Here is a 12433-nt window from a genome sequence, read left to right as displayed (position 1 = left end):
ACGTCGAAGTTGGAATGCCCTATAATAGGGCAAATCTCAGTAGGGCTAATAGCGAACAAGCGCTGACGCCCAAGCAAATCCGCCTCCGAATGCTTCTAGTAATAAATGCTGTCCGCGTTGAATGCGGCCGTCTCTTATAGCGGTATCAAGCGCTGTTGGCACGGTAGCAGCAGAGGTATTGCCATACTGTTCTAACGTAAGCACAACTTGGTCAAGAGACATATTTAGCTTTTTAGCTGTCGCTTTAATAATTCTAAAGTTTGCTTGGTGAGGCACTAACCAGTCAAGATCAGATTTTTGCATACCGTTCGCGGCAAGGGTTTGTTCAACCACTTCTGAAAGCTTGGTGACCGCAACTTTGAATACTTCGTTGCCGCGCATCACCCCCCAATTTTCGTGAACTGACTGCTCATCACCACGAGTTGGATTGCCTACGTATAGTAAGTCTCCATATGAACCTGCTGCATGAATATGTGTAGATAAAATTCCAGGTTCATCACTGGCTTCTATAATAGTCGCGCCTGCGGCATCACCAAACAGAATGACCATGGTTCTGTCTTCTGGGTCTATCAAACGGCTTAGGCAGTCGGTTCCGATTACAAGAATGCGTTTAGCCATTCCCGATTTAATGTACTGATCGGCCACACTCAATGCATAACAATAGCCTGCACACGCAGCAGCCACGTCAAATGCCGGAATGCCGTCTAAATCAAGAATACGTTGAATTTCACATGCTGTGCTTGGAAGCGCATAGCGACCACTTGTGGTAGCGCACACAATCATGTCGATAGATTTTGGGTCGATGCCCGCCATTTCTATGGCTTTTTTACTGGCTTCTGCCCCCATGGTAGCAGCGGTTTCATCTGCTCCAATAATACGTCGCTCTTTTATCCCGGTACGATCAGTGATCCATTCATCACTGGTGTCCACCATTTGCTCTAAATCTGCGTTTGTACGCACGTCGCTGGGATAATAGCTACCTGTTCCTATAAAGCGTGAATATTTGCTCAAAGCTGCTCCAACAATACCGTTTCTATCTTTGTCTTTATCTTTTCAGGTAAATGCATCTTTGCTTCTTTCATTGCTTGCACTATGGCGTAATAAAAGGCGTCTTTTTGTGCATTTCCGTGACTCTTGATAACAATGCCGCGCAATCCTATCAGACTAGCACCGTTATACTGGTCGGGGTTCACGCTGTTATAGATAGATTTCAGTAATGGGAAGGCAATTTTTGCCAATAATCGGGTGTAAAAGTTTTTCTGTGACTGGCGTTTTACTTCATTTATCACCAGCTTAGCCAGCCCTTCGCTGGATTTGAGGGCTACATTTCCGGTAAAACCGTCTGTAACCACTACGTCCGCATGGTCTGTGAAAATGTCGTCGCCTTCTACATATCCAATGTAGTTAATACCTGGCGCATCTTTAAAAAGCTGGTCGGCAGATTTTACCTGCGCGTTACCTTTTATATCTTCTTCACCTACGTTTAATAAGGCAACTCGTGGTGATTCAATTCCCGCTACCTCTTGCGCAAGCACTGAACCCATAACGCCATACTGAAACAGGATTTCAGGCGTACAGTTAACGTTAGCGCCTAAATCAAGTAGAAAAACGTTGTGGTGCCCTGTTGTCGGCATCATATTAATAAGCGCGGGCCTATCGATGCCTGATAAGGTTTTGAGTAAGTAGAAAGACAAGGTAAGTAGTGCACCGGTATTACCTGCACTTACGCACGCATCTGCTTCACCGCTCTCAACGAGTTCGATAACGCGACGCATAGAAGAGTCTTTTTTATTTCGTAACGCTGATGTAGGCGCTTCGCCCATTTCAACCACTTGTGAACAATGTTTTATGGTAACGCGGTTGCGTTCAACATTGGTAAGGGGTTGCAAGCTCGAATTGATAATTTTTTCGTCACCGCACAATGTGAAATGCACATCGGGATGAAGTTGGATAGCCTTTACGGCTGCGGAAAGGATAACAGGGGGACCGTGATCGCCCCCCATGATATCTAACGCGATGGTTAGTTTAGACAAAATGTAGTCGCCGTATTACGCGCCGATTACTTTCTTGCCTTTGTAATAACCGTCAGCGGTCACGTGGTGACGACGGTGAGTTTCGCCCGACGTTGAATCGACAGACAAAGTCGCGCCTGTCAATGCATCGTGTGAGCGACGCATACCGCGCTTAGAACGCGTTTTACGATTTTGTTGTACTGCCATAACTTACTCCTGGTCTCGCTTAAGTTCTTTCAAAACCGCGAAAGGGTTTTGTCGCTCTTGTTCCGGTTCAATCTTTCCAAACGACATATCGTCCTGCTTCACTGTACACTCCGACTCTGCATGAAGGGGCACAATTGGCAAAGATAACAGTAGCTCGTCTTCAAAAATCTGAAGCAGATTAACTTCTCCGTGGTCGTTGACCTCTACCGGTTCGTAAGCCTCGGGAATGATGTCATCGTTTTCCTGTTCGTCTCCCTGCACTGGAGTAAAACAGAATTCCGCTTCCACGGGATAATCGAGTTCACCATTACACCTTTGACAGATAAGTGTTACCTGCGTGGCTAAGTGGCCGTGAAAAACAGTAAGACCCTGCGCGTCTTTTTCGAACTGTACTTCTGCGTCCACATAGTCATTGCATCGGACAACTGCTTCACTCAATCGTTCCATATCTTTAGACGCAATCACGCCCCGGTAATCGGAACGTTTCATGGCACTTTTAGTCGGTTCAACCGAATGAGGGAGTTTCACTTTCTGCATAGGGCGCGCATGATATAGGGTCAACCCCTTCCTGTCAAAGCAAAATTGCGTTTTAACCTATAATAAAACACTGTATGTCGTGCGCAGTGATAAAGTAACATTGTACTACTAACTGAAACTATGCAACATATTGATTTTATAAAAGGAGTATTTGTGGCCTCCCTTGTTCTCGCCTCATCATCGCAATACCGAAAAATGTTGCTCGCCAACATTGGAATTCAAGTAAACACCCACGCACCAGATATTGACGAAACGCCCTTTGAGAACGAAAGCCCTACTGCGTTGAGTTTACGTTTGGCTGAGCAAAAGGCACAAAAGGTTGCCGCTGAATTAGAAAAATTAAATAACGACACTATTATTATTGGTAGCGATCAAGTAGCTTTGGTACAAACCGACACAGGGCCTCAGCTACTTGGCAAACCGGGTACGTCTGAAAATGCAGTAAAGCAACTAATCGCGTGCCAAGGTAAACAAGTGGCATTTTATACCGCACTTTGCCTTCATCAACCTAGTACCAATAAAACGGTAACTCAGGTAGATGAAACCCGAGTTTTCTTTCGTCAAAACAGCGAAGCTGCCATTCGCGCCTACGTAGAAAAAGAAAAGCCGCTAGATTGCGCCGGCAGTTTTAAAAGCGAAGGGTTAGGTGTACTGCTGTTTGACAAAATAGAGAGCCGCGACCCTAACAGTCTAATAGGCCTTCCTATAATGCTGCTAAATGAACTTTTGGGCGCACATTTCAATGTCGACTTATTAACAGTGGCAGCCCAGTAAGCCACTAATTCAGTCAGAAAAGCGCTGCCAAAGCAGTTCCAAGAAACAGCGCTATTTAAATAGCGCTGTTTCTAGTTCACTTATTGAGTGTACAAGTGCCACAGGTGACAACGCTTCTAAATGAACCTGAGCATGAACACCGTAAGACACCCCTATTCTATCCATTCCAATGGTTTTAGCCATTTGCATGTCATAGGTTGTGTCACCTATCATCACGGCATCTTCAATTTCAAAGCCGAGCTCATCGAGAATCTGCAACAGCATATCCGGCGATGGTTTTGATTCTGCCTCGTCAGCAGTGCGCGACGTACTGAAAAAAACGCCCGTTTCTGTTTGTAACCAAGCTCGGTCAAGTCCGCGGCGTGCTTTGCCTGTCGCCACGGCCAGTGTACATCCTGCTTTTTTTAAAGTATTTAGTAACTGCTTAACGCCATCAAACAACGGACACGGCGTTGTATCACGGGTAACAAACGCATCTTTATATGCTGCGACTAAACGCTCAGCTAACTCATCATCTTCAATTTTAAAAAGCTGCTTGATGGCGGGCTTTAAACTTATGCCAATAATGTGACCCACTTCGTCATAGGTAGGAATTGGCATATCACACTGTTTTGCCGCTAGCTGCATGCAGCTAACAATTTTTGCCGCCGAGTCCATCAACGTGCCATCCCAATCAAAGATAAGAAGTTTGTACTTAGGCAGCTTTTCATTTAATGAAGTGAAAGGCTGTGCTGCCACAGCCTGATTCTTTGAGTGCATAACTTACAGCGCTTTAAGTGTATTTGTGAGTGTATTGTCTAAGGGTGCAGTAAAGGTCACACGCTCTTCTGTCGCTGGATGTATTAGTGAAATACTGCGAGCGTGAAGAAACAGTCTGTTAAGCCCTTTCTGGCGCATTGATGCATCAAAATCCGCATCACCGTATTTTGGGTCGCAAGCAATAGGATGACCGGCGTGCAAACAGTGAACACGAATTTGGTGAGTTCTACCTGTGATAGGCGATGCCTCAACTAAGGTCGCCCCTGCGTATTCTTCTAATATGCGATAGCGCGTTTCTGACGGTTTACCATCATCACTTACACTCACCATGCGCTCGCCCGATTGGAGTACATTCTTACGAAGTGGGGCTTTTACTTTAAATCGAGTTTTAGGCCACTCACCTGCAACAAGCGCATTATAACGCTTGTCCATTTTACCCGTACGAAGTTGCTCGTGCATGTGACGAAGGGCTGAGCGCTTCTTAGCAATTAAAATACAGCCAGAGGTATCGCGGTCAAGTCTATGTACCAGTTCCATAAACTTGGCATCGGGGCGCAAGGCTCTTAAGCCTTCAATTAAACCAAAGCTTAAACCACTGCCACCATGAACTGCCATTCCAGAAGGCTTGTTTATAACAAGTATGCGATCGTCTTCAAATAGAATGTGCGACTCAAGCGCTGCAATTTTATCGAGTTTAGGCGATGGCGCCGGTGCGCCTTCCGACACACGAACAGGTGGAATTCTGACTAAATCGTCGGCTTGTAGTTTGTATTCAGGTTTAACACGGCCTTTGTTCACTCGCACTTCACCTTTGCGTAAAATGCGATAGATCATACTTTTAGGCACGCCTTTTAACTGCGTACGCAAAAAGTTATCGATTCGTTGACCAGCCAAGTCGGCTTCAACCGTTACAAAACGTACTTTTTTGGGGGCTTCTTCTTTCATGCGCAGAGTATACCTCATTGGTATTTCTCTGGGCTAATTGAAAGTGATAAATAATTAAAAAAAGCATTTATCGACGCAATTTTAACCAAAGACATTTTTTTGCCATTCGTCTGTACTCAGTACACAGCCTACTTATTGAGATATACACAATTTATTCACTTGCTTTCCTTGCTAAATTTGCAGTTTTGGTGCGATAATTAACGACGTTTTTTGAACGGTAATATTCACAATTTAGTTTTTGATAGTAAGTGGTAAAGAAACGCCCTTTCAGAAACGTGAAACTCAGCGTTATAAAAACAACAAACGAGAACGAGATAGCAATCTATAAAGAACGACGATGCTACTCACACTTGTAAAACGAAAAAGTATGGCGTTCGCGTTGGTAGCATCCGCAATGAAAAAATATTTTTCAGACCAACCAAGCTAGAGAGGCAACGACTACACTGCCGTGATAAAGCAACCGCCATTGCTTGCGAACATAAAATAAGTTTGCCGTTAACTAACAGAATTAAATGACTAGCGAGCATATAAAAAATGCTCGTAAAAAAGAATACAGTAATAAGGGCTAGTCGCTCCCGACATCCCTAAAGCAGTGTGGCCATTGCAATTCGCTTGCGATTTTGTCTGAAAATAAGACACAAGTGAAAACAGTTAAAATTAAGCGCTAAAAACGGTGCTAACATGGCCAACCACCAGGGATAATGCGACGCAACAACAAGGTCCCCGTCCAGCCGTGAGGTTGCGCGGTGAGGGTTTGCACATGTCACTTTAATTTTGTGTCTTAACGGCTGTACTAAAACAGAGTTAGATACAATGAAAAGAATGTTAATTAATGCAACTCAGCAAGAAGAGTTGCGCGTTGCCCTTGTTGATGGGCAACGGTTGTACGATTTAGATATTGAAAGCCCAGGGCACGAACAGAAAAAAGCGAACATCTACAAAGGTAAAATTACCCGCGTTGAACCAAGCTTAGAAGCTGCTTTTGTCGACTACGGCGCAGAGCGTCACGGTTTCCTCCCTCTAAAAGAAATTGCCCGCACTTATTTCCCTAAAGGTTACAAATTCGAAGGCCGTCCAAACATCAAAGATGTGATTAAGGAAGGCCAAGAAGTTATTATTCAAATCGACAAAGAAGAGCGCGGCCAAAAAGGCGCGGCTTTAACTACATTCCTATCGCTTGCGGGTAGCTATTTGGTGCTTATGCCGAATAATCCACGCGCTGGCGGCATCTCTCGTCGTATTGAAGGCGACGAGCGTACTGAGCTTAAAGAATCACTAAGCAAATTAGATCTTCCTGAAGGTATGGGCCTAATTGTACGTACTGCCGGTGTAGGTAAGTCGTACGAAGAATTAGAGTGGGATTTAAAAGTTCTGCTCAAACATTGGGAAGCGATTTCAGAGGTAGCTGAAGAGCGCGAAGCTCCTTTCTTAATTCACCAAGAAAGTAACGTTATTGTGCGCGCTATTCGTGACTATCTACGTCGCGATATCGGCGAAATCCTTATCGATAAAACCAGCATTTATGAGCAAGCGCTACAGCACATTCAGCTAGTGCGCCCTGACTTTGCAAATCGTGTAAAGCTTTATCGTGGTGAAGTACCATTATTCAGCCACTACCAAATCGAAAGCCAAATTGAGTCTGCGTTCCAACGCGAAGTGCGTTTACCATCTGGCGGCTCAATTGTTATCGACCCTACTGAAGCACTAACATCTATTGATATCAACTCTGCCCGCGCAACCAAGGGCGGTGATATTGAAGAGACTGCGCTTAATACTAACTTAGAAGCGGCAGACGAAATTGCTCGTCAGTTGCGTCTTCGCGATTTAGGTGGTTTGGTAGTTATTGACTTCATCGACATGACACCAGTACGTCACCAACGTGAAGTTGAAAACCGCATGAAAGACGCGGTAAGAAGTGACAGAGCCCGTGTACAATTGGGTCGTATTTCTCGCTTTGGTCTTTTGGAAATGTCTCGCCAGCGTTTACGCCCTTCTCTAGGTGAATCAGCGCACCACGTATGTCCACGATGCTCTGGTCACGGCACTATTCGCGGAACCGAATCTTTAGCACTGTCTATTCTTCGTATTTTGGAAGAAGAAAGCATCAAAGAAAACACAGGGCAAATTGAAGCACAGTTGCCTGTTCCAGTTGCGACCTATCTACTTAACGAAAAGCGTAAGTCAATTCAGCTTCTTGAAAAGCGTCACGGCGTAGATTTACTACTTATTCCTAATGCAAACTTGGATACACCTCATTACCAGGTGTTGCGTCGACGTCCAGACGACGTTGTTTCTGAAGCGAGCTACGACGTAGAGCTAATGCCTGCAGTAGAAGCTGAAACAGAAACGACGACCGCAGCCCCCGTCAAACGCGAAGAGCCAGCACTTAAAGGGCTTGTTGCGCCAACGGCTGCACCTGTTGTGGCGCCGAAAGAAGAGCCGGCAAAGAAAGCTGACGATGTGCCTTCGTTGTTCGCACGTTTTGGCAAATGGATTAGTGACTTATTTGGTAGCGAAAGCGAAGAAGAAACCAATAAAGACAAGAAAGCACAGTCTGGTAACCAAAATAGAAACAACCGCACTCGCAATAACGACGACCGTCGTCGCAAGCCGCGCAATAAAAACAACCGTCGTGGCAGCCAGTCTAAAGGCCGTGACCAAGACAAAGATCAAAACCGCGATAGTGACCAGAAAGATAATCGCAAACCGCGCGGCGATCAGCGAAAAGACCAGCGTCAAGAACAACGGTCAGACCAAGACGATAAGCGTAATAACAAAGGCCGTAAGCCGCGTAAAGCACAACAGCCTCGCGATGAACAGCAAAAGCCTAAGCACGAAAAGCAAGATGGTGAGCAGCAAGAAAACCAAGCGCAGAAGAAGCGTGAAGTGGCTGAACGCAGAAAACGTCGTGACAAGCGCCGTAGCGTTCGTGTGAAGAAAGATGATGCCGTAAATACTGCAGAACAAAATGACGCTCAAACAGCACCTGCGTCGAAAGAAGCACAGGTACAGCAGAAGCCTAAAGCTGATACAAAACCTAAGTCGTCTAAAGTAGAGAAAGCACAGGCGCCAGCTGAAAGTAATGTTGAGTCTAAGCAGGACGCTAATAAACCAGCGCCGCAAGCGGAACAGCAAGTAGCTGAAAAATCTGTAGACGCTAAGCCGGTAGCGGCTCAATCGGATGCGGCTAAGGTTGATAGTCAAACTTCAGTAGCTAATGACGCTGTTGAAGCGACTACTGATGCGAACAGTGAAGCCAACACTGAAGAACAAGGCCAAAAACGTGAAGGTCGCGGTCGTTCACGCCGTTCACCTCGCCATGTTCGTGCCGCAGGTCAACGTCGTAAGAAAGAAGCACAGCAAGTTGACGACGCTGAAACTCAAGCTAAGCAGCCTGGTGAGCTTTCACCGCAAACACCTGAAGCTGAAGTTGAAGCGACTACTAAAGCTGACGCCCCTGTTGTTGAAGAAACGCAAGCACAGGAGCCTGGTCAACTAGCACCAGCTGACGAACAGCCTGTTTCTAACCAAGGCAAGCAAGAAAAAGCCAAGCTTGATGTTGAAGCCGTTCAGGACGAACTTCAGTTTGATGCAGAGCCTTCAGCAGGTAATAAAGCTTCAGCGGGTGAAGAGCCTTCAGCGGGTAATGAAGCTTCAGCTGAAAATAAACCTTCAGAAGAGAAGCAGCCTTCAGAAGATAAGCCTTCTACGACTGTAGAAACTGCAGCAGAAGATAGCGCTACCACTCAAGCTGAGCAGGTCAAAGCAACTCAAAACACTGAACAATCAAGTGAATCTGAAGAATCCGTGTCGGAAGCAGACGCTGAATCTTCAGTTGAGACTGCTGATACTGACAGTGCAAGCGCAGCGCCAGAAGCTAAAGATGAATCAGCATCGCCAGAACAAGTTGAAATTAACTTGGCAGATGCGCCATCAGAATCTGAAGCACCAGCGCAAGAAGCAAAAGCAGCTGATACGACGGCTAAAGAGCAACGTACTGTAAAGGCAGCTCCAGCTTTAAATAGTCTAGCTGCTAGCGGTAAAGGTAAGCGTGGCGCATCTCACCCTATGGCATTGCCAGCGCAAGTGAACGATACCTTTGTTGATGTTGCGCTTACTGCAAAAGCTGACGATACACGACCTGCACTAGCAGTATCGGGTAAAACTGCGGCCATGTCGTACGCCAACTCGCGGGCATCAGCAACTACAACACTTCCTCAAGCAGTAAGTGACGTTGCTGAAGAAGCTGTGGCTGAATAAATCTCAGTTGCTAGTGGTTGACTAGCCCATGAATAAAAGCCGCTTTCGAGCGGCTTTTTTGTTTGTTAATGTACTCTTGAAATTTAGTTCGAATTGAGAATGAAATGTCAGATACGGTAGACCAGCAATATATAGATTGGTTAAGCCAAGTGTGTAATGCCAGGGTATTGAATACGCAACTAATCCAGCCTCTTTGGAGTGGCTATGGTGCGTGCTTTCGTGCCACACTAAGCTATTCTAGTGACGGTACCGCAAAATCCAGTAACAATGTTAGCGCTACTCGTATAAATGAAATCCAGCAAGTACAAGATAGCTCAACTACCCTACACAAAGCCAACTACCAACCAGTTACTAAGGTTGTAGTAAAATGCGCCACACCGCCAAACACCCTTTCACACCCCAAAGGTTGGAACGGCGAGGCAAGCCACAACCGAAAATGCCAATCTTTTGCGGTAGAGAACTGTTTTTATAGCCAAGTACACCCGCAAACTGATGCCTGCTTTCCAACAGCCAAATACATAGCACACAGCCAGCAGGGCGAAGCCTCCCTTCTGGTTATGGAAGATTTAGCGCACGCTGGCTACTCACGTACAGCCTCTTCACTTACCCCAGCGCGATGCGAAACCGTTCTCAAATGGTTAGCTCACTTTCACGCGCGCTTTCTTAATGTAAGAAGTGAATTTGAAAACCGAAATATACAGCTGTGGAGCGAGGGCACTTATTGGCACTTAGCTACACGTGAAGATGAGTTTCAAGCCATGCCCGAGGGTCTGTTAAAACAAAACGCCCTGGCCATTTCTAGAACTTTAGATAGTGCTATCTATCAAACGTTAGTACATGGCGATGCTAAAGTGGCTAACTTCTGTTTTACTGAAGATTTTTCCGCCTGTGCCGCCGTCGACTTTCAGTATGTCGGTTTTGGTGCCGGCATAAAAGATGTAGCTTACTTTTTGGGAAGCGCATTACCCACTGAAACCCATATAGCCCATCGGGACGCTTTACTTAATACGTATTTCCTTGCACTAGAAGACGCACTACAAGCTCGCTCGTCAAACCATGATACCCCTTTTTATTTCAAAAACAGTGATATTGAGCACGTCATTGCCGAATGGAAAAAGCTGTACCCTTTTGCCTGCGCTGACTTTTATCGGTTCTTATCTGGTTGGAGCCCAGAGCACTGGAAAATAGATGCTGAGCTTAAGGGCCAAACTAATGTCGCCCTAGCCGCCTTAAAGAGTTCACACGCCTGCTAGCCGCCTTTAAAATCAATAAAACTGCACCATTACATTATACTAAGCGTATATAGTGGCAAACAAATACAATGTCGTTGCCATGTACAAACGCAAACTTTATCTTTTTGGGTTGTTATCTACTTTTATCTTGTTAATAGCCTTGGCAAGTGCCGCAATTTCGGCACATTTAACCCGTACTAATCTCACCCAGGCACAGCTTGCCCAGTCGCTACTGTCAGAGCATCAACATCTATCCAGTGTTTCCTACAGGCTCTTTAAACAGCTGACAGACGAGCTTATATTTGGAAAAAATGCGAACCAAGCCAAAGTTAGAAACAAGCAACAGCAAATAGAAAACGCATTAAATCGGATAACATCGCTAGAACTCGCGCAGCGTGAAGCCTTAGGAGTTGAAGCAACGCTTGGCAGCGTAGAGGACACTGACGAACTCGAAGCACTCATTCAAAGCATTGTGGCAGAATTTAGGGCTATTGCGCTTTCTAACGATAGCACCCCACTCAACCAGCAGCAGCGCCTTCAAACATTATTAGAAGTCACCATCGACAATCAGTTTAGAGAAGCCATTAACTCTGCAGTAAATCGCCAAACAGGTGTGGTATCGCGCATTAACGCTAGCATCGAAACACTTAACACCAGCATAGTATGGTTTACGATTAGTTTGGGCCTCATCACCTGCCCCTTCATTTTGCTAGGTTGCTACTGGCTATTTAATGCCCTTTATTCACCCCTTACAGTTATTCGTACTGGTACTGATGCTATCGCATCAGGAAATTATCACTATCGCTTACCTGAAACCCTAGACAGCGAATTTACTGACTTGGTGAAAGCGCTTAACTCTATGATTGCGCGACTACAGGAGCATGAAGCTCAGGCAGATGCCCATCGCAAGCATTTAGAGTTTGAAGTGGAGAGCCGCACTCGCGCGCTAAAAGAAGCAAATGACAAACTAACTAAGCAAGACGCAAAGCGTCGTCAGTTTTTGGCCGATGTTAGCCACGAATTGCGTACGCCGCTAACTATTATACGCGGCGAAGCGCAGGTAACCCTCAGACAAGCAGCAGCGAGCAATGAGATTTACAAAGAAACGCTGGAGACCATACTTGAGCAAGCGGTTAACTTGAGTAAGTTAGTGGATGACTTACTGCTACTGGCGCGCGCCGAGATGCATGAATTCACGGTGGATTTGGTTAAATCGGACTTACACAGCCTGCTTACTCAAAACATGCCATCGTGGCAAAAACTTACAAAGCACAGAGATCTAGATATTAAATGGCTTGCTAAAGAAAAAGCGCAAGTGCTTATCGACAGTGACAGAATTTCGCAGGCACTAACCATTCTTATTGAAAACGCACACAAATACTCCTATCCAGATACGCCCATTTCGCTGCGTGTTGAAAGCGAAGACCAGAATATCAATGTATCAGTCATTGATTGCGGTGAAGGCATTTCTTCAAGTGATTTGCAGCACGTGTTTGAACGCTTCGTTAGGTTAAAAAGCAAAGGCAATGGAATGGGGTTAGGCTTGTCTATCGCAAAAGCCATTGCAGAAGCCCACCACGGCGCACTAACTGCACACTCTACGTTAGGTAAAGGCTCTCAGTTTACCTTGACACTTCCTATGATAGAAAGCCAAGCAAATCAATCAGATTTACCTAGCCCTGAATGACATAGACGAATTAGGATTAT

General features: G+C 45.5%; 10 protein-coding genes. 4 read left to right on the top strand and 6 right to left on the bottom strand.

Annotated elements, in window-relative coordinates; translation table 11 throughout:
• Positions 1-45 precede the first annotated feature (45 nt).
• From ACXAGK_RS09935 to yceD, 4 genes are read right to left on the bottom strand one after another with little or no spacing between them, the layout of a single operon-like run.
• Positions 46-1011 carry a beta-ketoacyl-ACP synthase III gene (locus ACXAGK_RS09935; RefSeq protein ID WP_071814538.1) on the bottom strand — a complete coding sequence of 322 codons (966 nt, stop codon included), beginning with the start codon at positions 1009-1011 and terminating at the stop codon, positions 46-48.
• The gene (gene plsX / locus ACXAGK_RS09930; RefSeq protein ID WP_474807267.1) at positions 1008-2033 is read right to left on the bottom strand and encodes a phosphate acyltransferase PlsX; all 1026 of its coding nucleotides are present in this window, start codon (positions 2031-2033) and stop codon (positions 1008-1010) included. The genes ACXAGK_RS09935 and plsX overlap by 4 nt, the downstream gene beginning before the upstream one ends.
• 15 nt (positions 2034-2048) lie before the next feature.
• Complete coding sequence (rpmF, locus tag ACXAGK_RS09925) at positions 2049-2219, bottom strand: 50S ribosomal protein L32 (protein WP_012518206.1); 171 nt, start codon at positions 2217-2219, stop codon at positions 2049-2051.
• 3 nt (positions 2220-2222) lie between these two features.
• Entirely contained in the window at positions 2223-2756 is a 534-nt protein-coding gene (gene yceD, locus ACXAGK_RS09920) for a 23S rRNA accumulation protein YceD (protein WP_474856053.1), read from the bottom strand.
• A 153-nt stretch (positions 2757-2909) separates the two neighbouring features.
• Here yceD and ACXAGK_RS09915 point away from each other — a divergent pair, with 153 nt between their 5' ends.
• Positions 2910-3530, top strand: a complete 621-nt coding sequence (locus ACXAGK_RS09915) for a Maf family protein (protein WP_474807269.1) — start codon at positions 2910-2912, stop codon at positions 3528-3530.
• 51 nt (positions 3531-3581) lie between these two features.
• Here ACXAGK_RS09915 and ACXAGK_RS09910 read toward each other — a convergent pair whose 3' ends face one another.
• A complete protein-coding gene (locus ACXAGK_RS09910; RefSeq protein WP_474856051.1) occupies positions 3582-4289 on the bottom strand; it encodes an HAD-IA family hydrolase in 708 nt (235 codons plus the stop codon).
• Between the two features lie 3 nt (positions 4290-4292).
• On the bottom strand, positions 4293-5234 hold the full coding sequence (gene rluC, locus ACXAGK_RS09905) for a 23S rRNA pseudouridine(955/2504/2580) synthase RluC (RefSeq protein WP_474807273.1): 942 nt from the start codon (positions 5232-5234) through the stop codon (positions 4293-4295).
• A gap of 813 nt (positions 5235-6047) precedes the next feature.
• On the opposite strand from rluC, the gene rne reads away from it, so the two are divergent.
• The 3 genes from rne (at position 6048) to ACXAGK_RS09890 (ending at position 12413) form a co-directional block, all read left to right on the top strand.
• Entirely contained in the window at positions 6048-9494 is a 3447-nt protein-coding gene (rne, locus tag ACXAGK_RS09900) for a ribonuclease E (protein ID WP_474856049.1), read from the top strand.
• Positions 9495-9598: 104 nt separating this feature from the next.
• A complete protein-coding gene (locus tag ACXAGK_RS09895) occupies positions 9599-10747 on the top strand; it encodes a phosphotransferase (protein ID WP_474856048.1) in 1149 nt (382 codons plus the stop codon).
• A 79-nt stretch (positions 10748-10826) separates the two neighbouring features.
• On the top strand, positions 10827-12413 hold the full coding sequence (locus tag ACXAGK_RS09890) for a sensor histidine kinase (protein WP_474856397.1): 1587 nt from the start codon (positions 10827-10829) through the stop codon (positions 12411-12413).
• Positions 12414-12433 lie beyond the last annotated feature (20 nt).

The organism is Alteromonas sp. ABM1_013, from assembly GCF_056160505.1.
The sequence above is the reverse complement of the archived record's forward strand: the minus strand, read 5'-3'. Positions and strand labels throughout refer to the sequence as shown.

Bases quoted from the DNA above. Each gene is read 5' to 3' on its own strand.
- rpmF (WP_012518206.1), bottom strand. From the start codon at position 2,219: ATGGCAGTACAACAAAATCGTAAAACGCGTTCTAAGCGCGGTATGCGT.
- yceD (WP_474856053.1), bottom strand. From the start codon at position 2,756: ATGCAGAAAGTGAAACTCCCTCATTCGGTTGAACCGACTAAAAGTGCC.
- ACXAGK_RS09910 (WP_474856051.1), bottom strand. From the start codon at position 4,289: ATGCACTCAAAGAATCAGGCTGTGGCAGCACAGCCTTTCACTTCATTA.
- rluC (WP_474807273.1), bottom strand. From the start codon at position 5,234: ATGAAAGAAGAAGCCCCCAAAAAAGTACGTTTTGTAACGGTTGAAGCC.
- rne (WP_474856049.1), top strand. From the start codon at position 6,048: ATGAAAAGAATGTTAATTAATGCAACTCAGCAAGAAGAGTTGCGCGTT.
- ACXAGK_RS09895 (WP_474856048.1), top strand. From the start codon at position 9,599: ATGTCAGATACGGTAGACCAGCAATATATAGATTGGTTAAGCCAAGTG.
- ACXAGK_RS09890 (WP_474856397.1), top strand. From the start codon at position 10,827: ATGTACAAACGCAAACTTTATCTTTTTGGGTTGTTATCTACTTTTATC.